General features: G+C 51.9%; 20 protein-coding genes. 6 read left to right on the plus strand and 14 right to left on the minus strand.

Translation table 11 applies throughout. From position 1 onward, the window contains the following. Positions 1–137: 137 nt before the first annotated feature. The 5 genes from GC101_RS31720 to GC101_RS31740 all read right to left on the minus strand — a co-directional run bounded on the left by GC101_RS31720 (position 138) and on the right by GC101_RS31740 (position 3,977). Complete coding sequence (locus tag GC101_RS31720) at positions 138–785, minus strand: nitroreductase family protein (RefSeq protein ID WP_171720549.1); 648 nt, start codon at positions 783–785, stop codon at positions 138–140. A 119-nt stretch (positions 786–904) separates the two neighbouring features. Next, positions 905–1,342, minus strand: coding sequence for an RrF2 family transcriptional regulator (locus GC101_RS31725; RefSeq protein ID WP_171720550.1), 438 nt, complete (start codon positions 1,340–1,342; stop codon positions 905–907). Positions 1,343–1,372: 30 nt separating this feature from the next. After that, positions 1,373–1,945 carry a hypothetical protein gene (locus tag GC101_RS31730; protein WP_171720551.1) on the minus strand — a complete coding sequence of 191 codons (573 nt, stop codon included), beginning with the start codon at positions 1,943–1,945 and terminating at the stop codon, positions 1,373–1,375. A gap of 171 nt (positions 1,946–2,116) precedes the next feature. Beyond that, the gene (locus GC101_RS31735) at positions 2,117–3,049 is read right to left on the minus strand and encodes a manganese-dependent inorganic pyrophosphatase (protein ID WP_042133906.1); all 933 of its coding nucleotides are present in this window, start codon (positions 3,047–3,049) and stop codon (positions 2,117–2,119) included. 88 nt (positions 3,050–3,137) lie between these two features. Beyond that, positions 3,138–3,977, minus strand: a complete 840-nt coding sequence (locus GC101_RS31740) for an AAC(3) family N-acetyltransferase (RefSeq protein WP_171720552.1) — start codon at positions 3,975–3,977, stop codon at positions 3,138–3,140. 205 nt (positions 3,978–4,182) lie between these two features. On the opposite strand from GC101_RS31740, the gene GC101_RS31745 reads away from it, so the two are divergent. Beyond that, positions 4,183–5,166 carry a ring-cleaving dioxygenase gene (locus GC101_RS31745; RefSeq protein WP_171720553.1) on the plus strand — a complete coding sequence of 328 codons (984 nt, stop codon included), beginning with the start codon at positions 4,183–4,185 and terminating at the stop codon, positions 5,164–5,166. A gap of 198 nt (positions 5,167–5,364) precedes the next feature. Here the strand turns inward: GC101_RS31745 and GC101_RS31750 are convergent, their stop codons facing one another. Both GC101_RS31750 and GC101_RS31755 read right to left on the minus strand, forming a co-directional pair. Beyond that, positions 5,365–6,036 (minus strand): stalk domain-containing protein, encoded by a 672-nt coding sequence (locus GC101_RS31750; protein ID WP_171720554.1) that lies wholly within the window; start codon positions 6,034–6,036, stop codon positions 5,365–5,367. A 147-nt stretch (positions 6,037–6,183) separates the two neighbouring features. Further along, positions 6,184–6,867, minus strand: a complete 684-nt coding sequence (locus GC101_RS31755) for a YjjG family noncanonical pyrimidine nucleotidase (RefSeq protein WP_171720555.1) — start codon at positions 6,865–6,867, stop codon at positions 6,184–6,186. A gap of 103 nt (positions 6,868–6,970) precedes the next feature. Here GC101_RS31755 and GC101_RS31760 point away from each other — a divergent pair, with 103 nt between their 5' ends. Beyond that, entirely contained in the window at positions 6,971–7,930 is a 960-nt protein-coding gene (locus GC101_RS31760; RefSeq protein ID WP_171720677.1) for an MraY family glycosyltransferase, read from the plus strand. 372 nt (positions 7,931–8,302) lie between these two features. On the opposite strand, the gene GC101_RS31765 is transcribed toward GC101_RS31760, so the two are convergent. From GC101_RS31765 to GC101_RS31790, 6 genes are all read right to left on the minus strand, one after another. Then, complete coding sequence (locus tag GC101_RS31765) at positions 8,303–8,824, minus strand: mismatch-specific DNA-glycosylase (protein WP_144026182.1); 522 nt, start codon at positions 8,822–8,824, stop codon at positions 8,303–8,305. A gap of 181 nt (positions 8,825–9,005) precedes the next feature. Continuing rightward, the gene (locus GC101_RS31770; RefSeq protein ID WP_171720556.1) at positions 9,006–11,009 is read right to left on the minus strand and encodes a DUF6449 domain-containing protein; all 2,004 of its coding nucleotides are present in this window, start codon (positions 11,007–11,009) and stop codon (positions 9,006–9,008) included. Further along, positions 10,984–11,886 (minus strand): ABC transporter ATP-binding protein, encoded by a 903-nt coding sequence (locus GC101_RS31775; protein ID WP_171720557.1) that lies wholly within the window; start codon positions 11,884–11,886, stop codon positions 10,984–10,986. The genes GC101_RS31770 and GC101_RS31775 overlap by 26 nt, the downstream gene beginning before the upstream one ends. After that, positions 11,879–12,268 (minus strand): GntR family transcriptional regulator, encoded by a 390-nt coding sequence (locus GC101_RS31780; protein WP_171720558.1) that lies wholly within the window; start codon positions 12,266–12,268, stop codon positions 11,879–11,881. The genes GC101_RS31775 and GC101_RS31780 overlap by 8 nt, the downstream gene beginning before the upstream one ends. 253 nt (positions 12,269–12,521) lie before the next feature. Then, a complete protein-coding gene (aguA, locus tag GC101_RS31785) occupies positions 12,522–13,622 on the minus strand; it encodes an agmatine deiminase (protein ID WP_171720559.1) in 1,101 nt (366 codons plus the stop codon). A gap of 237 nt (positions 13,623–13,859) precedes the next feature. Continuing rightward, complete coding sequence (locus GC101_RS31790) at positions 13,860–15,296, minus strand: MFS transporter (RefSeq protein ID WP_171720560.1); 1,437 nt, start codon at positions 15,294–15,296, stop codon at positions 13,860–13,862. A 157-nt stretch (positions 15,297–15,453) separates the two neighbouring features. Here GC101_RS31790 and GC101_RS31795 point away from each other — a divergent pair, with 157 nt between their 5' ends. Continuing rightward, a complete protein-coding gene (locus tag GC101_RS31795) occupies positions 15,454–16,074 on the plus strand; it encodes a TetR/AcrR family transcriptional regulator (protein WP_171720561.1) in 621 nt (206 codons plus the stop codon). A gap of 493 nt (positions 16,075–16,567) precedes the next feature. Here GC101_RS31795 and GC101_RS31800 read toward each other — a convergent pair whose 3' ends face one another. Further along, positions 16,568–17,707, minus strand: coding sequence for a polysaccharide deacetylase family protein (locus tag GC101_RS31800; protein ID WP_171720562.1), 1,140 nt, complete (start codon positions 17,705–17,707; stop codon positions 16,568–16,570). A gap of 503 nt (positions 17,708–18,210) precedes the next feature. Between GC101_RS31800 and qoxA the strand changes: the two genes are divergently transcribed. From qoxA to qoxC, 3 genes are read left to right on the plus strand one after another with little or no spacing between them, the layout of a single operon-like run. After that, on the plus strand, positions 18,211–19,227 hold the full coding sequence (gene qoxA / locus GC101_RS31805) for a cytochrome aa3 quinol oxidase subunit II (RefSeq protein WP_171720563.1): 1,017 nt from the start codon (positions 18,211–18,213) through the stop codon (positions 19,225–19,227). A gap of 43 nt (positions 19,228–19,270) precedes the next feature. Then, positions 19,271–21,220 (plus strand): cytochrome aa3 quinol oxidase subunit I, encoded by a 1,950-nt coding sequence (gene qoxB / locus GC101_RS31810; protein ID WP_171720564.1) that lies wholly within the window; start codon positions 19,271–19,273, stop codon positions 21,218–21,220. Next, positions 21,217–21,813 carry a cytochrome aa3 quinol oxidase subunit III gene (qoxC, locus tag GC101_RS31815; RefSeq protein WP_042133881.1) on the plus strand — a complete coding sequence of 199 codons (597 nt, stop codon included), beginning with the start codon at positions 21,217–21,219 and terminating at the stop codon, positions 21,811–21,813. The genes qoxB and qoxC overlap by 4 nt, the downstream gene beginning before the upstream one ends. Position 21,814 lies beyond the last annotated feature (1 nt).

Here is a 21,814-nt window from a genome sequence, read left to right on the forward strand (position 1 = left end):
TTCATGCGTTCAATATCTTCAGTGTAGCAGAAAGCTCCGCAAACAAGAAGAAACGGGCACCGTCCCTTGGGGCGGCATCCGTTTCTTCAGAAAACAGCAGGTACAGTAATATAGTGTGAAGCTTGAGTCCTTCAGAATTAGGCCTGAAAAGCGTTCCATTGCGCAACTGCTTCCAGCGGAAGTCTGGCTGTCGGCCGTCCTTCTACTGCTGCCTTGCCCAGTGCAATGAGCATCACCGGCACATAACGCTCCGTAATCCCGAACAGCTGCTTGAAGCTGTCGTGCACGAATCCGCCCATAGGCACGGTATCATAACCTCTCGCCTTGGCTGCCAGCATAAGCTGCATGGAGATGAGCCCGCCATCGATCAGCGCAATCTCCTTCAGCTTCTCAGCAGGCATGCCCGAATAGCCGTCATAGCTTCTTTTGGCCATAGCCGCACCTATTTCTGCTGTGACATAACCGGCTGCTTCTGCGTACTGATAGATGGTTTCCGCATTGCGGTAAGCCTCCAGATCGCCAAGCACGGCTATTGTTGCTGAGGATTCGGTAATCTGTGCCTGGTTATGGGCGATTGGCAGGAGCTGTGCCTTCACGTCCGGGTCGGTAATAACAATGAACCGCCAAGGCTGCAGATTGGACGAAGACGGGGCCAGAATCGCCTCTTCGAGGATCTCCTTAATCTCCGCATCGGATATTGTCCAGGATGGATCGTATTTCCGCACAGAATGCCTATCGCGAATCACCTTGCCGAATTCCTGTTCTACCTTCAGTTCTGCTGACATACGCTCATCCTCCTCTTCCTCTTCCTGATCCAAATAAGCACTTCATCAACCGCTGTATTCTAGAGCTGCGTTTAACTGTATAATATTACGCACAGTATAATTCAAAAAAAAGCACCCTGTCAATCTTCCGTTTTGCGCACTATATCGGCCAGCGTATAACGTTCCAGAACTCTTAGCGCACTCTGGTCCAGCTCGTCCAGCAATTCACCATAGGCTACCTTCATTTGTGTCCCCAAGGCGTTCGTACACACCGTATCATCGTGCGCATGATTGCGTCCCTCTCCCGCCTCCATAGCCTGATAGATCTCCGCAAGCGTCAAATCTTCCGGTGCGCGGTTAAGCAAATACCCTCCGTCACGACCCTCGCGGGTCACCAGAATCCGCTCACGGGTCAGATTAGCCATAATGCGCCTGAGCAGTGTGGCTTCAGAGGACAGCAATCCGGCGATTTCGCAGCTGGAACAGGTACTTCCTTTTTTCGCGAGAATCACCAATGCCTGCAGTACAAGACCAAACGACTTATATTGGGGAGCTCCGCTGTTTCGTGTTTTTGCCATATTCCCCGCTCCTCCTTCATGATGAAGACCTTAAGTGGTCGATATCTGCAGTTCGGAAACGATGAACCATTTCTTGGATGCAGTGTCTTTCAAATAGACTTGGATCGTATAGCTGCCCTTCTCCGTGAAGGTGTAATTATACGCCGCCGACTTGAACCAGAAGCTCTCCTTCTTCTCCGTAATCTGCTGATTGTCCACGGTATCCGTTTTGCCGGCCGGGTCAGTAATTGTTATTTTCAAATCGGAAACATCCGTTTTCAGCTGATCCACCTGCACCAGGGTGTAGAATGTACTGCTGGACGCGGTTCTTACTTTGCCGAAAATGGTACCCTTTTCATCAAGCAGCACCGTGTTCACATTGGGCTTATAGATACGGACCGTCCCCGCCGACTCGTCCAGAGACAGGATCGCATGCATATTGTCAGGAAGCTGGTCCAGCGGCACATAGGTCTGGCCTTCCGATGATATCCCCGGCTGCTTTTGAAGCACGTTATTTATGTATACAGAGAGATCCGTTTTGCCCGCAGCAGCATACAGCAAAGTTCCTCCTGAGATAATCATCAGTCCAAGTGTGGAAACCGCCAGCTTACGCATCTTCCCCATCTTTTACGTCCCCCTCAAATATTCCTATGCTGATTATACCCGCCAAACCGGAAGGAGTTGCTGTCAATTGTAAAATAAAACCGGTTGCTTCATCCTGTTAAGAATGCTGCAGCCGGCTTTATATAAAATTATGGATAATTTACTGTTCCGGATGAGTTCCTGGCGTGCCTGTTACAGCTTGGCAATCGTTTCGGTCAGCACCGGTACGATCTGTGATTTGCGGGAAACTACACCCTTCAGCACAGCTTTGTTGTCGTCCAGCTTCACATTGTAAGCCTGCTCCACGGCACCGGCCACGCGGCCCAATGCCAGTCCAACCGAATCGTTGTTCAGGATATCGGTAACTACGAACAGGAACAGATCAAGTCCCTTGTCGTCGATAATCGCGGTAAGGGCTGTTTCCAGCTCTGCCTGCTTGGAGAGCACATCGTTCACATCTACAGCATTGACCTGGGCGATCTCCACTTTGTATTCACCCATTTTGAATTCCTTGGCATCCAGGGAGATCAGCTGGGCAATACTCTTGTCGCTTAGGTCCGCACCCGCTTTGAGCATGGCAAGGCCATAGCTGTCAGCGTCTACACCAGCAATGTCAGCCAGCTCACGGGCAGCGGCAACATCTTCATCAGTGCAGGTCGGCGATTTGAACAGCAGGGAGTCGGAAATGATAGCGGAGAGCATCAGACCGGCGATGTCCTTCGGAATAGCTACACCATTCTCTTTGTACAGCTTATTCAGGATTGTTGCAGTACAACCTACCGGCTCTGCACGATAGTACAGCGGATGAGCGGTTTCAAAGTTGGCAATCCGGTGATGGTCAATAACTTCAACCACACGGACCTGATCGATATCATTCGCACTTTGCTGGCGTTCGTTATGGTCAACGAGAATAACCTGCTTCGCTTCAGCGGCAACATTCTCCACGTGGCGCGGTGCCGGTACCCCGAAGTGATCAAGCGCATATTGGGTTTCTCCGCTGACTTCTCCCAGCCGGACCGGCTCGGCATCCCAGCCCAGTTCCTTCTTGAGTGCTGCATAAGCAATTGCTGAACAGATGGTATCTGTATCCGGGTTTTTGTGTCCAAAGATCAAAGTTTTTGTCATTTCCAATCTCCTTACTATGTTTTTTGTGAGAATAATATACCATACATTGATAGAGCCTTGCCAGAATGAACAGATGCCCGGTCCCGGATTAAGGGCGGAAGCGCTCCCGGGCTGGCCGGTGCTGCGGAATTCCCGGCTTCGTCTTGGGTAATGCTTCAGGCACATCCCCTCCGCTTAGCGGCTCATTGTCCGAGAACAAATCCGGATTGTCCGCCAGCATGCGGCTCAGGATATCCGTGGTCTCCACGGTTCCGCAGATCATGACTCCGGCATCCCCGAAGCTCCCCCGGCGCAGAGCGCCGCCTTCCTCCAGCACAGGCTCCACTTTCCAGAAATGCTGCGACCAGGACAGCCCGGAATGTCTGCGTGAAGGAACAGCAATTTCCTCCCCTTCAGGTGTCACAGTGTAGAGCAGTTCATGCCCGTCCGTCATTCTGCCGGGGATATCCACCCACTCTTCAATGCCATGGATGAAGGTATTCCTCCGCAGATCCACACCCAGCAGCATAATCTCTGCCTCGCGGTCCAGCAGCTTGCCGTAGACCGAGCCGCGCGCGCAGGGCGTATCCCAGCGCTGGTCTCCGGCAGTGAAAGCCGCCGCGTCCGCTCCAAGCGCAGCTACAGAGTGGGTCGGATGCCAGGAGCGGATCACACCCGGCCGCTTCCGGAACAGCTCCGGCAGGATGCCGACACAGACGGGTGACTCCAGAACAGAGAACCTCGGATTCGCTCCGTTAATATATGACCAGGTATGTGCCGGCAGGACAAGCAGCCCTTCCTTCATATATTCGGAGAGCGCATCCAGAACGGTGTCTGCCCCTCCTTCTACTTCACCGATGCTTTTATAGGAGGAATGGACCAGCAGCGTTCCGCGCGGATCGATTCGCAGGTTCTCCAGCTGCTGCAGCAGACTTGATTGGGTATGCATGTTTACCCCCGCTTTCTTGGATACTAAATAGGACACTAAATATGAAAATACAAAATACACCTTGCATTTCTCTTAATTAACTATTAAAATTATAGTAACTTAAAAATACTCATTAAGTATCCGGCACGTTCAAATATATCCGCTTAAGGTCACAAACTATAGTTGCTGCTTTCGCAGCGGCATAACTTTATTAGGAGGTCTTCCCATGAGTTTAACATTAAAAGGGCTTCATCATGTATCCGCCATTACAGCCAAAGCACCGGAGAACTACAAATTCTATACAGAAGTGCTCGGACTCCGCCTGATCAAAAAAACAGTAAACCAGGATGATGTCTCTGTCTACCACCTGTTCTATGGTGATGAGACCGGGAATCCGGGCACGGAGCTCACCTTCTTCGAGCTGCCGAACGCCGGACGCAACCGCGACGGCAACAACAGCATCTCTGCACTTTCACTCCGTGTACCAAGTGATGATGCGCTGCTCTTCTGGACCCAGCGGTTCACGGTGTTTGGTGTAGAGCACGATGAGATTACCGAACGCGGCGGCCGCAAGACGCTGGCCTTCACCGACCACGAGGGACAGCGCCTCATCCTCGTCTCGGATGAGCATAATCAGGGCATGGCCGGCGGCAAGCCCTGGGACAAGAGCCCCGTACCCGCGGAATATGCCATTGTTGGACTGGGCCCGGCACATCTCACAGTGGAGACTGCCGAACATACGGCACTGATTCTGGAAGATCTGCTCGGCTTCCGCCGCGCGGGCACTTATCCTTCGCCGGCAACCGGACAGCCGGATGTCATCGTGTTCGAGACCGGAGAAGGCGGGTCCGGCACGGAGATTCATCTGGAGGAACGCAAGGATCTGCCGCAGGAGCGCCTCGGACGGGGCGGTGTACACCATGTCGCCTTCCGCGTGGATAACGAAGAAGAGCTCAAGCTGTGGATCGAACGTATCCGCACCGTACAGCTGCCCAATTCCGGATTCGTCGACCGCTTCTACTTCCGCTCACTGTACTTCCGCGAGCCTAATGGAATCCTGTTCGAGCTGGCTACGGATGGTCCGGGCTTCGCCACCGATGAAGAGGTGGAGCATCTCGGGGAATCACTGGCCCTGCCGCCGTTCCTGGAGTCGAAACGTGAACAGATCGAAGCCCATTTGAAGCCGCTGGATACCCGGCAGCAGGCTTAAGGCTTCTGCCCGGCTGGCGGACACAGCATCTATCCTTCTTAGAGGACCCACGGACAGTGGACAATCAGGGTCTCCGAGTGCAGAAGTCCGTGTACCAGGCACCTCCTGAATCTGCAGCATCCCAGCAAAAACTCCGGGCCGACAAGCGGTCCGGAGTTTTGAGTCTGTATACGGCTGTATGACGCAATACTTACTCCGTCAGCTCTCTGACCAGGTAACGGTGAAGATATTGAAGCCCGGCCGGGCAGTCGAAGCTTTACCAGTGATCGATACCGGACTCGTACCGCCGAGTCTGCCGGTAATTTTGACCGTGCTGGCGGATACGGTCTCAGAGGCATTATCAAGCCGCTTAATCCGTACATATTCACTGTATACGAATCCCATCATGTCCAGCGTTTCCTGCGTGGAGTAGCTGAAGGCTACCTTTTTCACACCGTTAGCATCCGTATCAAGGGTAGTCGCAATCAGGGCATCGGCCGGAATCGGGAAATCCTTCGGCAGATTAACCGGCCGGGCAGTACCCTCTACCGGAGCTGTAGTCCCGCCGCCGGCGGAGGTTCCCGGTGAAGGGGCAACCTCGCTGCCGGTACCGATCCGCACTTTATAATTCGCGGCATCATAAGTTATCGGCACATCCAGCGCATCCGCGATCGAACGGATGGGCAGGTAAGTGGTGCCTTCGTAGGTGATTGGCGTTAGAGTTTTGCCGTTGCCGTCCTTCAGCCAGTACGGAGTGCCATCCACCACAATCCCGAGACTGTGGTTGAGATAGGCTTTGATCTGCTGCAGCTTGGTGCCTGCATAGACTCCTGCCGAGCCGGTTACCGTAAGTCCGGTGACAACGGCGGCAATCAGCCATTTTTTATTCATAGTAATCCTCTCCCGTGTGTTGTTATCAATATAGGACGAATATAGCGTCCTTATATATTTAACACAGGGGAGAATCTTTCAACCTCCCGGAAGCCAAGTTCAAGCCGGATTAGCGCTCCGCTTCACCCGACTGACATAAACCTCACCCTAGCGCACAATCTCCAGCAGCTGATCTAAACTGCGGATTTCATAGGTAGGCAGCACACCCGGATCTCCCGGCTTCTCCAGCGGATTGAACCAGCAGGTATCGATGCCATAATTGATCCCGCCCTGAATATCCGAGGTCAGGGAGTCACCGACAATCAGCACCTTACTTTTATCAGAAATACCAAGCCGCTCAAAAGCATAATCAAAAATCCCCGTCTCCGGCTTCTGATACCCGGTCTCCTCAGAGATAATAATCGCCTCGAACACCTCGCTCAGCGGCGAACCCTTGATTCTGGATTGCTGCACATCCTTGATTCCGTTGGTAATAATGGCCAGCCTGCATCCGGCAAGCTCTCCGCACAGCTCTACCGCCCCTTGAATCAGGAACGTGCCCTCGCCGAGGAACCGCAGATAAGCTTCGCTGAATTCATCCGGCTTAAGCTCAAGACTATGCGCGGCAAACAGCCGGTTGAACCGTTCCACTCGCAGTGCAGCAGAGGTAATCTGTCCCTGTTCGAAGTCCTTCCACAGTGAATGGTTAATTGCTTTGTAGCTGGCCGCATAGTCCTCTGCCCCTGTCGGCAGCCCGAAATGGGCAAAGGCGTGGTACAAGGCATGGCTCTCCGCCATCCCGTAATCAAACAGCGTATCATCGGCATCAAATAAAATCACTTCGTATTTCATCTTTCAATATTTCCCTCCATCTCGTTTGCCGGTTCGACAACGTATAACCTTCTGCGATATAATTTACACAGACCAGCCTAAATAAATCAACGGGGTGATTGTCATTTTATACGTTTTAGCGTTTCTCGTGTCATTTTTTATCGTTTATCTGCTGATTCCCCCTCTTGGTAAGCTCGCTTTCCGCCTTGATTTTGTGGACAGGCCCAGAGAAGATGTAGAACGCAAAATACATAGGGAGCCGATTCCGCTCACGGCCAGCTATGCCATATTCGTAGGCTTCTTTATTACATATCTGCTGTTTGCCCGGGACTTCTCACTGGAGACGCTGGCCCTGTTCATCGGTGGCGTGCTGCTGCTGACTATAGGAACCATTGATGACTGGTACAAAACCAAAGGCAAGGACTTCCCGGCGCTTCCGAAATTCATTGTTCAGATCGCCGCAGCGATTCTCGTCTTTTTCTCAGGCAATGCCTTCACGGGATTCATCAATCCCTTCTCAGGAGATTATATCTCACTGCCGTTCATTCTGCAGTTCCTGCTGACGATTATCTGGATCTTCGGCGTCACCACGGTGATTAATTTCTCTGACGGCATGGATGGCCTGGCCGGAGGACTGACGGCGATCTCGGCAGTAACCCTGTTCGTAGTCGCCATTACCATGGGACAATCTTCGTCGGCCATCATGGCGATGTCGCTAATCGGGGTCACAGTCGCGTATCTGCGCTACAACAAGGCTCCCGCCAAAATCTTCATGGGTGACGCCGGCGCCACCTTCCTCGGCTTCATTCTGGCCGTGATTGCGCTCGACGGTGCCTTCAAGCAGGCAACGGTGCTGTCGCTGTGCATTCCGATTCTTGCGCTCGGCGTGCCGATCTTCGATAATATTTTTGTTGTCGTCAAAAGGTTCCTCAAGGGTCAGGCCATCTATCAGGCCGACGCCACCCAGGTTCATTACCGCCTGCTCAAAGCCGGCCTGAACCAGAAACAGGTCGTTGCTGTGCTGTATCTGGTCAGCGTCTGCCTGTCGTTATCATCGATTATTCTGCTGCTGATTCAGATCTAACTATGTAAGCCCCCTTGAGCCTTTGAGCTGAGGGGGCTTTTGTTTGATGTGCAGTTCACTGCAATTGTTCGATTAATCCGCTTATCCGCTTTCCGGGGCAAAGATCTGGTGACTTTTTATAAAATCCTGCCCATAATACAACATTCTCTTCATCCTATCAGCCTAAATCCAGCATTGTTGTACAAAAGGCATGATTTAGCCTTTCTCAAGCGGCTTAGCAGGATTATTCTTGTATTTCATACAACAATCCGCCTGAATACCTTGCTCTCAATGAATCAAAGTTGCACAACGTACAACTTTCAGGTCTACAGGGCTTCCTTAGAAGTCCCCATTCTGCGGAAACTACGAATCAAGTATATGGCGGCCCTTGCCTCAAGTCTCTTTCTCTTCCGTAAAATCATGCAGACGCCGGTAAATATCCACGATCTCCGGCATTGGCATACGGACGAGTCCGCTGGACGAAGGCGCGACAAACTCCCGCACTCCATCCACCACCGGAGTCACACCCTCCTGAAATCCCCAGTCCGCTTTGGTTCTGCGGCTGAATTCCGTGTATACGCCTTTGCCGACAAAGCAGGCGATCTCTGGACGGTATTGCTCCAGCTTGGCCCGGAGCAGCTCCCGGCCCTGCGTGTATTCCTCCCGGGTAATATCTTCAGCGCCTACCGTGGGGCGGGCGACAATGTTAGTGAACCCGTAGCCCAGCTTCAGCAATTCGCCGTCCTCCGAGGCATCATACAGCCGCGGCGTCAGACCGGACTTATGCAGGATGCGCCAGAAGTTATTGCGCGGATTGGCGTAATGATGGCCCAGCTCTCCTGATCGGATGCTGGGGTTAAAGCCTATGAAGACGATCTGCAATCCATGATCCAGATGATCCGGTACCTCTTCCATTAAACTTCCCTCCTTACCCTGTTGATTCCATGCGAACGCATAATTCCTGCTTTATATTAGCTATATATAAGCATAACCCAAGCAGACGGATTAAGACACGAAATGCCCCCGGACCGGAGGGCATATACACCGGGAGCGGGGGCATCACTGTAACTATAGACTGGGAATTACTATAATGATCCTAAGGAAGAAGAGCCTTAAGCACCGGCGACATATCCCGCTCATCCAGCGATACATAATTAATCGCCCCGCCTTTGTACTCTATCTTCACTATATACTTGTCCCCCTGCCGGGTGAAGGCGCGCTGGCGCTCCAGTATACTGTCGATCTGCGTCGGATCTGTAATCACAGCTGACCGCTTCTCACTGCGGGCTAATTGCAGCCGCTTCTCTAGATCGTACATCTGGGAAGCAGGAATTTCGCTTTGGTGTTCATCCTTGAACATCTCAGCGGACAGTACCTCCTGCGCTGTGTACTTGATTTTATCGGCATAGCCCTTCTGTTGCAGCCAGGCCGTCATTTCACGGTAGGACGGATACCATTCGTACGAATAAAAGATCTGATTCTTGTTTGAATTCTGCTTAACAACGTATTGGATTGAAGCCAGCGCACGCAGGTCGCTAACCTGATCTTCATAAGTCCTGTTCAGCAGCTCACGCTTCAGGATTTCATTAAATTCCTGTACATCCTGCGGTTCGGAGATGCTGTACACTTTATCCAGATAGCTCAGCCTGAAGCTCTCCATCTCCTGATCCAGCTGGGCCAGATAATACTTCTCACGCTTGAAATCCTCTTTCTCCATAACAGCCTTCAGTTCCGGCTCGAACCCCTTTGCCGGAACAATATAGGTCCGTACGAGCTTCCGCCCGCTCTCCAGCTTGTACGCCAGAGTAAACTCCCGGGTCCCGGTATAATCGTACCGCGGGGTATTCCGGGGATTCGGCCTGGAAGTAACAACTGCTTGATGCATCGCGGTAACAGCTTTGATGTACTCCTGGTCTGTCGAGTAAATATTCTCCTCCGGTTCCTTCCAGGTATTGATCCCTTGCGGATCTTGCGTTAATTCACGGTAGTTCCCTCCGGCATATACCGCAGTCACTTTATCAACCTGTGGCACCCTGTCCTCATACCCGGTTAACCCTGACACGGGAATGTAGAGCAGCAGACCCAGCAGCACGCTGTACACCGCGAATTCAAGCGGCAGCCTGCGGGTCATAATATGCCAGGTTTTACGGATAATCATCTCTACTACAATGTAACCAACCAGCCCTCCGATAAAAACACTGCCGATGATCCAGCCAAGCTGATTCCGCCCGGTACCGAAGTAAAGGCTGGCCAGCAGCATACTGCACAGCATCACACCGGCTTTGAACAGCGGATTGAAGTAGGAGAAGGCCAGAGCCTGACCGGCTTTTTCCCCGTGGCGTTTACGGTACAGCAGGAAGGACAGCGCCATGAACACAGCGGATAGAATGGCATATACCCACGTTTCCACATTAGTTAAAGTCTCAACGGACAGGTCCATAATACGCAGAAGCGGTGCCCAGTTATTCAGGATATTCTGCAAACCGGACCATTCCGGATACCCGTAGAGATATCTGTTCAAATGCAGGTCGATGAATTGCAGGAGTGCAGCGGGAAGAATCAGCAGAATGAAGACCAGTATTCCCTGGAGAATGGTCTGTCCCGTGCAAATGCCTACAAATACAGTGAACACAAATAGAAACAGCGTCAGCAGGCTGACGGTCAGGCACCATTCCCAGACATCGGCTGCGTTGTAGATATACATGATGCCATCCAGCGGGCGGATGATAGCTCCAACCGCAGCTGTAATCCAGACTGGCGGAAGCAGCAGGAGCAAACCGCTCAGCGTATGGGAAGCCAGCAGATGCGAGCGCCGCAGCGGCAGGCTGTGCCACAGGTCGGAAGGCATTTTGGACTGCAGATAACGGAACAGGAATAAGCCGGCTCCAACAGGAAATGCAACAAGAAAAGGTGCAATATCGATCCCAATGTTAAAAAGCTGCGGTATCTCCATCGGCTCCGTAAAACGATAGCCGTTCATGAGTATCTGCAACGGGAATACGAATAGCAGTACCAGTGTATATAGAATTCCGATCCAGCCGTGCTGGCGCAGGTTCTGGCGGATAATGCTGCTGTTAAAGAAGTATCGGCTGCGCGTCATAACCGGCATCCCCCATTTCATAAATAAAGATTTCCTCCAGTGTCAGCGGCAGCAGATCGAACACATACGGCTCGTAGACATGAAAAGCCTGGGCGATCCGCTCCCGGTCGCCTTTTACAATATACAGGCTGACACTTCCCCGCTGCTCCTGGTGGAGAATCTGCAGCTTGGCCTCCAGCGCCGCCGCATGGCGTTCATCGCGGAAAGCCACCTGGATCTTATGCGTGTCCGCCTTCAGATCATCCAGATCCTTCTCGACCAGCATCCGGCCTTCATGCATAATACCGACATGGTCGCATAGATCTTCGATTTCCCGCAGGTTATGCGAGGAGATCAGCACGGTAAGCTCCCGCTCGGCCACCTCCTGGAACAGCAGATTCTTGATCTGCCTGCGCATGACCGGGTCCAGCCCGTCGATCGGCTCGTCCATAATCAGCACATCCGGCTTGCAGCTGAGGGCCAGCCAGAAGGCGGCTTGGCGCTGCATTCCTTTGGAGAAACGGCTGAGCTTGCGCCGGGTATCCAGCCGGAACGCCGTCCCGAGCTCCTCGTATCTCTTCTGGCTCCATTCCGGATAGATGGAACGATAGAATGCCGCCATACTTCTGATAGTTGCCTGCGGGAAGAAATATGGACTGTCCGGCATGAAGATCAGTCTGCGCTTCACCTCAGGAGCTTCGAACACCGGCTGGCCGTCTATCTTGACACTCCCTGTTTCAGGACGATAGATGCCGGCGAGCGTCTTAAGCAGCGTTGTTTTACCGGCTCCATTGGAGCCCAGCAAGCCGTATATGGCCCCTTTATGTACAGTCAGCGAAATGTCTTCAACAGCCTTCTCTTCCTGGAAAATCTTGCTCACTCCGCGTATCTCAATCATGGCTGTTCTCCTCTCTTCTCTTTTCCAGCGCCTGGCGGTACAGCGCACTCATCTCGCTTTCGGTGAATCCGAGGTAGACTGCCTCCGCCATCAGCCGCAGCAGCTCTTCCTTCAGCTCTGCCCGTTTACTCTCATTGCGTGCCTGCTGCTGGCGGGCCACGAAATTGCCTTTGCCCTGCAGGGAATAGATGTAGCCCTCCCGCTCCAGCTCCCTGTAAGCTTTCTGGATCGTATTGGGGTTCACCGTGAGCTGCGAGGATAAAGCCCTTACCGAAGGCAGCTGTTCATCCGCCTGCAGAATACCATGCATAATCATCTCTTTGACCTTATCGGTCAGCTGTTCATAGATCGGCTTGCGGCTGCGTACATCGAGTTCGAACATGACAGTCCTCCTTTCATATGATGTTTCACAGGGTGTCAAGGTGTATTAACTGTACTACTATTATTAATACAGTTGCAGTTATATGTCAATCATTAACATACAAGCATAGATAGAACCTTAACCAGCGCTTTTCCAGCGAGTCGGCCGGGTAAACCGTTTCACTCCATGCACAAAAAGAACCCGGGCCACAAAAGGACCCGGGTTAAACGATATGCCGGCCCGTTTCGAGCCCGATGCAGGTGCAAGCGCAACACTACCAGCCCCGGGGCTGCTGCTGGGTAATACAGTGGATATTCCCGCCGCCCAAGGCGATCTCGCGGGTATTAACCTGCACCACCTTGCGGTCTGCGAATATCCGCTGGAGTGTCTCCAGCGCCTCCCCGTCCCGCCTGTCTCCGAATGCCGGCATTACCACTCCGCCATTGCAGATATAGAAATTCACATAAGTCGCAGCGAATGTTGTGCCGGAGGCACGGCTGTAGCTGCCGCTGGCCGGGTCGATCCATCCCGCCTCTTCATCTGTAATGATCAGCCGCTCCGGGATGTGCAGCCGGTGAACCTCCAGCTTGCGCCCGCGGGCATCCTTCTGCCGGATGAGCCGTGAATAGGCTTCGTGCAGCACCTCATATTGCGGATCTTCCCGGTCGTCCGTCCAGCTCATCACCACTACGCCCGGCTTCACAAAAGCGGCCACCTCATCAATATGCCCGTCCGTCTCATCATCGCTCATCCCTCTGGGCAGCCAGATAATCTTGTCTACGTTCAGCGTGTCGCGCAAATAACCCCCGATCTGCCTTTTGGACAGATGAGGGTTGCGGTTCTTATTCAGCAGACACTGCTCAGTCGTTATCAGCGTACCTTCTCCATCCACGTGAACAGCTCCGCCCTCAAGGATGAAATGCCGCAGGTCATAATAGTCCAGCTTCTCGATCTCCAGCACCTTCCGCTTCACCAGCAGATCCTGGTCCCAGGGAAAATACAGCCCTCCGTCCAGTCCGCCCCAGGCGTTGAACCCCCAGTCAATTCCCCGTACCCCGCCGCTGCTGTTCGCTACAAAGGTCGGGCCGATATCCCGCATCCACGCATCGTTCGAGGAGATCTCCACCACACGTACCTGCGGTGGCACAAGTGCCCGGACATGCTCATATTGTGCACTGATGGTGCCAATCGTTACAGGTTCGAACTCCGCAATCGCTGCCGCCACTCTGGCAAAAGCAGCCTGCGCCGGCTTCGCCCCCAGCCGCCAAGTGTCCGTCCGGGTCGGCCAGAGCATCCATGTCCCCTGATGCGCCTCGAATTCCCCAGGCATACGGTAGCCGTCTTGTCTGGGTGTACTGGTAATTCTGCGTGGCATAAGCATCCCTCCCGGCACTTGAACAGGATGGGGACCGCAGAGAACGCTGCCCGGCATCTCGTCCTGTTCCAATTTATGCGGGGCCGGGACTTATTGCTACGATTCGGAACACTGGTGAACAAAATAATCACTGTCCAGTTTCAAAAACAGTTAATTTGCGTTGTTATAAGAAAAATAATATTTCAGGGATTCCGCCAGGCACAGACAAACAGCTGTAGAGATACGACACGCTAATTATCAAACGCTGCCCCGCCGCTGTCTGCGTTCATCACTGAATAAAGCTGCGGCGATGCCCGGCAGGATCAGGTAACTTGCGAACTTATAAGTCTGGCTGAAAGCATCTGCCGCAGCCTGCTGCTGCACATCCGCTCCAGGTATCACCCGTATGTTAGCGGAGCTCGCTGCTCTCAACTGCCCGGCTGTATTATGCTGCAGCACGGTTACGATAACCGCCACGCCGAGCACACTTCCCAGCGACTTTGCCATATTGGTTACCCCCGAAGCTATGCCCACCTTGTCTTCAGGAACGACCCGGATCGCCGAAGACATGACAGGCGCCATTGAGAGCCCCACCCCGAGGCCGGCCAGTGCGAGCCGGAGCATCACCGCGCCCAGTGTAGAGCCGGCGTGCAGCCCGCTCATGGAATAGGTGGCGCCGCCTATCAACACCATACCTGCTGCGGCAAACCGGCTGCTGCCATATTTCGTAGACAGCGGTCCGGAAATGGCTGAGCTGGCGATGGAGCCGACTGCCATCATGGAGAGAACAAGGCCCGCCTTCAGCTCGGACACCCCCATCACCCGGGTCAGATAAAAGGAGGTCAGCAGCGAAACATTCATCAGCGCCGCACCTAAGATGATCATAGAAACAGATGTGCTGTTGAACGCTCTGATCCGCAGCAATGACAAGGGCAGCATCGGCTCCTTCCCCTTGTACTGTGTAATAAAAAAGAACACCACAAACAGTACTCCCGCAGCCAGCAGCGCTAGGAAAATTCGTGAGCTCCAGCCGTAATCCTGCACTTTGATCAGAGCATATGTAATGAAGAACATCCCTCCAGTGATCCCCAGGACCCCGCCGTAATCTATAGACCGTCCTGCCGTGTTATCCCGTGATTCCTTAATGAATATGGCCGTCAGCACAATACTCAGCAGCCCAAGCGGCACATTCACAAAAAAGATCCATTCCCAGCTCAGCTTCTGAGTCAGAATCCCGCCAAGCGCCGGACCGCTTGCAGCCGCCACCCCGGAGATGGCACCCCAGATGCCGATAATCAGACCGTGCATTTCTTTGGGAAAGGTTGTGGTGGTGAGCGGAATCGTGACCGGCACAATCACCGCACCGGCCAATCCCTGAATGACTCTAAGTGCAATGAGCATACCGAGCGAAGTAGAGAAACCTGCCAGCAGGGAGCTCAGCGTAAACAGCGCCACTCCAATGAGGAACACCTTCTTCCGCCCGAATTGATCGGCCAGACGGGAGGCGGTGAGTATAAACACGGCGAATGCCAGGTTATAGCCGTTCATCACCCAGGAGACTTGTGATACACTTCCGCCGAAATGACGCGTCATCTCCGGCAGGGCAATATTAATAATCGTCGTATCCAGCAGCGCCATGAAAAAGCCCAGAACTATTGCCGTAAAAGATAACGCTCTGCGTGTTCTAATGCCCATCTCCATCACCCTTCAAAATATGAAATAAAGTTCATATTCGCATTATATGAACCAAAGTTCACATTTGTCAATTACAAAAAATGAACCAGGGTTCAACTTTTATTGACAGCTCAAAACTGCTCCTCTAGAATTTGTACTATAAGGGGGACCTTAAGACATGGGTGAAATCGAGGACAAAGTGAGAACTCCGCAGCAGGAGCGCAGTATCAGAACCAAGGAAGCCATTATCAAGGCGGCAATGAAGCTATTCTCGGACAAGGGCTTTCATCAGACCAATACCAAGGAAATCGCAGCGGCGGCCGGGGTATCCACAGGCAGCTTCTATTCCTATTTTATTGATAAAAGAGCCATATTCATCGACGTTCTCCATATGTACGGCGATGACCTTCTGGCCAGGATTGATGCTTCAATGTCAGAGATTGATTTCGAAACGATCGGCCGCTCCGAGCTGATTCTGCATCTGATAGACACCCTTCTGCTCTCGCATAAGGCATTCATTGGATATCACAAGGATCTGAGCGTCATGTATCACAGCGATGAGGTCATCAAACAGCTGATGGATGCCCAGTATGAAACCGGCCGGCTCAGAACCCTTAAGTATTTGCAGATGGGACAGGAGGAGGAAATGAAGTTCGATGATATCGAGGCGGCTTCCGTGGTTGTGTTCGAATCGGTGAGCGCCATCGTCGATGTCATCTCATTCTCCCCGCAGCGGATTGCCGTGGACCGGTTGAAGTCGGAGCTGGTCAATATGCTTGTCCAATATCTGTACAAGTAGCGCCTCCGTCACTCTCGTGCTAACACATCTGGCCGCTGATTCAGCCGGCGCGAACCTGCATTGTTGTACTTTATGCAGGATTTCCGGCGATTCGGCGGGCCATATCCAGAATTGTTGTACTTTCTGCAGGATTTCCACCAGATTGACGCTTCAGCGGCACCAATTGTTGTATTTCGTGCAAGATTTCAACCAGATTGACGCTTCAGCGCTACCGATTGTTGTATTTCGTGCAAGATTTCAACCAGATCGACGCCTCAGCGGCACCGATTGTTGTATTTCGCGAAGGATTTTCGCAATTGCGGTTTGGCGGTTAGGTTGGCCGGTTTGGTGGTTTGGCCAGCTTGGCGGTTTGGCTCTCTGGCAGCCTAGCCCTACTCACCGTCACACTTTTTTTCGCAAGGGTTAGTTCCCATATTTCCCGGTACAAGCCGCAAAAAAAGAGCAAGCCGCCGGAAACCCCCGCAGCTAGCTCTTTTGCATTCAATCCTTCTGATCACCGTTTATCCTTCCAGAAATTCACCGGCTCCATATCCTTCGTAATGACCTGGAAGGTGTAGCCTTCCTTCTTAAGCGCCTCCAGCAGACGCGGCAGCACCTTGAGCGTGGCCTTCTGGTCATGCATCAGAATAACCGGATTGGTCTTGGACTGCTTCAGCTTATGGACCTGATCCATAACTGTAGTATAGATCTTGTCACTGTCTTCTTTGTACTTCCAGTCATTCGAATCCACATTCCAGTCCCAGAGATGATAGCCCTGACCCAGCACCTTATCCCGGAAAGACTTGGTGAAATACGGCTTGCTTCCGTAAGGCGGCCGGATCAGCGTTGTAGTAGCGCCAGTCAGCTTCTTGAGGACAGCATTATCGCCCGACATCTCTGCCAGTGCCGCAGCCGGAGAAGCATAGAATTTCTCCTTGCGGTGTGTCATGCCATGAAGCCCCAGGCCGTAGTCTTCCTTCACTATCCGCTTCACCTGCGAAGGATATTTGTTCATGTTATTTCCCAGCATGAAGAAGGTTGCCTGCACCTCATACTTGCTTAAGATATCCAGCAGCTGGGAAGTCGTCGCCGACGGGCCGTCATCAAAAGTAAGATATACGGTTTGTCCCGGCTTGCCGGGTTCAGCGGATGGTTCAGGTTCCGCCGGGGCTGTCTCCGCAGGTTTCAGTTCAGCTGCATACTTGGTGACAAAGGCATCATCCGTAAGCCCCGCCGAGCCGTCCTTCACCCGGAGTAAATATTTATCCCCCGCAAAGGATATGATATACCCAAGATACCCGCTTACTTTCAGCGGAACCATAAGTTTACCGTCCTGCAAAAAAGTGCTCACAGGCACCACTGTACCATCTTTGAGTACAGCGCCGGCATCGCCCTGCAAGGTCAGCGACCCGGAGCCGCCAGACACCAGAACTCCGTCGGTCAGGCCGGTAAGCGTCCATTTTAATTCATCGGCCAGCGCACGCAGCGGGACATAATAAGTGCCTTTTACAGACACGGCTTCTATACCGCTCAATTTATCGTTGATCCCGAGCTTTAGTACATTAGTCTTACCTTCAGCGTTAGCAGGGATCTGTACAAGACCCGTAATCAGGAATAAAGAGAAGAATAACAGCATTATTTTTTTAATGGGCACAGCAGCAATCTCCAATCTATGTATATTTGTCTATTACTTTATCACACATAGATATAACGTAATTTGAGAGATTGTAACCGCAAGCTAAAATATTGTTACCCTTTTTGCAATGAGAAAATGATTATCCAGCTTTTTTTCTGAAATACGACAATTCGCGTCGAATGCTGTCACAGCAAGCAATATGCGGTTAAATCACATGTTTTTGACCCGAAATAAATGTGACAAAATTAATAACAATTGTGCAATTTTGAACAAAGTTTGAACAACCTTAAAATTAGCTTAAACTGCGCCACTACAGTGATCTTTATCATACCTTTAACTAGTTGTAACAATTTGATCACACATATTTAACTTGTTCGCCATTTTTAAGGTCTTTTTTAGCTTAATATACAAATTATGTATTTTGCATTATGGGTAAGTAGTTCTTACTATAGATACAGGTTAAGTAGTAAGCCCGTTAATGAACGGCGAATGAAAAGTAGTATTGAAGGAAGGAGTTCTATATGAAAAAAAAGGGACCGTTATACGCTTTGTTTCTAAGCCTGATCCTTCTCCTGCCGGGATGCAGTTCACTCACTGTTCTGAATCCTAAGGGGCCGTCTGCAAGGACGTTATCGGACACCATCATTCTCTCCATTGTTGTAATGCTTGGTGTTCTGGCAGTTGTCTACATCTTATATATCTTTGTACTGGTGAAATACCGGGCGAAGAAGAGTAACGAGGGTTATATTCCTGAACACGAGGAGGGCAACAAGGTACTTGAAGCGATCTGGATTATTATCCCGATCATTATCGTCGCCTTCTTGTCAGTTGTAACCGTCAAGACAACTACCGAGGTTGAGAACGTGGCCGCGGATTACAAAGATCAGACACCGCTGGTCATTTACGCTTCATCCTCCAACTGGAAGTGGCATTTCAGCTATCCGGAGGAAGGCATTGAAACGGTTAACTACGTGAATATGCCTGTGCATCGTGCAGTTGAATTCAGAATGTACTCATTCGGCACCATTACCAGCTTATGGATTCCACAGCTTGCCGGACAAAAGTACGCCATGAGCGACATGCTCACCACGCTTCACCTTTCTGCTGATACCGAAGGCTCTTATATCGGAAAGAATGCCAACTTCAGCGGTAAAGGCTTTGCCCACATGGAATTTGAAGCTCTTGTTATGAGCAACAAGGATTATGACGAATGGGTGAACGACGTCAAGGAAACCGCGCCAGAGCTTACAGAGGATGAATTCAAAGGCCTGCTCGCCACGGACTTCCTCGGACGCAAAACCTATTCCTCGACCCATTTGGAGTTCAGTCCTCCCCCTGGAGACCACAGTGAACACATGAGTGGTGACGGAAGTGAGATGGATATGGACAACGGCAGTGAAGAGCATCAGGATAACAAAGAGATCCACCCTTCTCCTGAGCCGTCCAGCGGAACCGAATTTGACAGCGAACCTGATCCGGAAGTCGAACAGCCGCTGCCAAGCTCACCCGTAGATGCCGAGACTCATGATGGCCACTAGCTCTGCAAGAGCTTAACGTAACACACTGAAAGGAGCCACCCTAATGGATTTAGACAAATTTAAGGTTCACGGCGAACCCTTGATATACGGAGCCATGGTCAGCATTGCACTTGCCACCATCGGGATTCTCGTCGGGCTTACCTATTTCAAGAAATGGGGATACCTCTGGCGTGAATGGCTTACTACTGTAGATCACAAAAAAATCGGTGTCATGTATATCCTCGCGGCGCTGCTCATGCTGTTCCGCGGCGGTGTGGACGCGATGATGATGCGCCTGCAGACGGCAGCGCCGGAAATGAAATTCCTCGATGCCCAGCATTACAATGAGGTATTTACCACGCATGGCCTAATTATGATCCTGTTCATGGCCATGCCGTTCATCATCGGTCTGATGAATGTGATCATTCCGCTGCAGATCGGTGCGCGTGATGTCGCGTTCCCGCGGCTTAACGCCGTCAGCTTCTGGCTCTTCTTCATGGGGGCCATGCTGCTGAACATTTCCTTCGTTATCGGCGGATCGCCGGATGCCGGATGGTCAGCCTACTTCCCGCTGGCGAGTCTCGAATTCAGCCCGACGGTCGGTAACAACTACTACTCTCTGGCTCTGCAGATTTCCGGTATCGGGACGCTGATTACAGGGGTCAACTTTATCGTAACGATTCTCAAGATGCGCGCACCGGGCATGAAGCTGATGAAGATGCCGATGTTCACCTGGTCCGTACTCATCACCAACGTCATTATCGTCTTCGCCTTCCCGGTACTTACTGTCGCGCTTGCGCTGATGATGTTCGACCGCCTGTTCGGCTCCCAGTTCTTCACGATGGCCAACGGCGGGATGGATATGCTCTGGGCCAATCTGTTCTGGGTATGGGGTCATCCGGAGGTCTATATCGTTATTCTGCCGGCCTTCGGTATTTATAGCGAAATTATCGCCACCTTCTCCAAAAAGAACCTGTATGGCTATACCTCAATGGTATTCAGTATGCTGATTATCTCGCTCCTGTCCTTCCTCGTATGGGCTCACCATTTCTATACGATGGGTCAAGGCGCCATGGTCAACAGCTTCTTCTCAATTACCACGATGGCTATTGCCGTACCTACAGGGGTTAAAATATTCAACTGGCTGTTCACCCTGCGAAAAGGCAGGATTACCTTCACAACGCCAATGCTGTATACGCTCGCCTTTATTCCGATTTTCACCATCGGCGGGGTAACGGGTGTCATGCTCGCAATGGCCAGTGCCGATTACCAGTATCACAACACGATGTTCCTGGTGGCGCATTTCCACTATGTGCTCATTCCGGGTGCCGTGTTCGCCGTCATCGCCGGGTTCCATTACTGGTTCCCTAAAGTGTTCGGCTTCCGCCTGAATGAACGGCTCGGTAAGCATTCCTTCTGGTGGATCGTGATTTCCTTCAACGTAACCTTCTTCCCGCTGTTCTTCCTGGGTCTGATGGGAATGACACGCCGGACGTATACCTATTCCGAGGAATCAGGCTTTGGCCCGCTGAACATGCTGTCCTTCGTAGGGGCAGTCGGGCTGGCTATCGGGTTCCTGCTGCTGGTCTACAATATTTACTGGAGCACACGTTATATGCCTAGAGACACAACAAGTGATCCATGGGATGGACGGACACTCGAATGGGCTACGCATAGCCCGATGCCGATCTACAACTTCGCAATTGTCCCTACTGTGCAGACCCGTGATGCCTTGTGGTCCGCGAAGCAGGACAATATCCCGCTCTATGATGACAAAAAAATCACCAAGATCCATATGCCTAGCAATACCGGCAAGCCGTTCATTCTGGGCGTGATCTTCTTCATCCTGGGATTCTCCCTGGTATTCAGCTTATGGATTCCGGCCATCCTCTCAGGTATCGGTGTCATTGTCATGCTGGCCTTCATGTCCTTCGACCGGGATCACGGCTACTATATTTCGGCTGAAGAGGTTATCGCTACAGAAAAGAAATTGAAGCGGGGTGAGACTGTATGAAAATAGATGCGTCCAAGCCGCTCGAATATTCAACGGAAGAGAACAGTAACAAGATCTTCGGCTTCTGGGTCTTTCTCGGAGCTGAAATCCCTCTCTTCGCTACATTGTTTACAGTATATTTCGTAATGGTTAACCGCTTTGCCAGCGGTCCGAGCGCCAGCGAGCTGTTCAAAATCGGCCCAGTGCTGATCGAGACCTTCCTGCTGCTGTCGAGCTCCTTCACGATCGGCCTGGCTATCCATGCCATGCGGCATGGCTATAAGAAAGCGATGATGGTCTTCATGGCCATCACGCTGCTTATGGGTCTCGGCTTTATCGGCATTGAAATTGACGAGTTCTTCACTTACGTGCATGAGGGTGCGACCCTGCAAACCAGCGGTTTCCTCTCCAGTCTGTTCGTACTGCTCGGAACGCATGGTGCCCACGTCAGCTTCGGCTTCCTGTGGGGAGCGGGAATCATGATTCAGCTGTGGCGCCACGGCATCACACCGGCCACCGCCAACAAGGCTTTTATCTTCTCCCTGTTCTGGCATTTCCTGGACGTTGTCTGGATCTTTATCTTCAGCTTCGTCTACCTGAAAGGACTGATGTGAC

This window comes from Paenibacillus phytohabitans (assembly GCF_013141775.1).
GTDB lineage: Bacteria > Bacillota > Bacilli > Paenibacillales > Paenibacillaceae > Paenibacillus_AQ > Paenibacillus_AQ phytohabitans.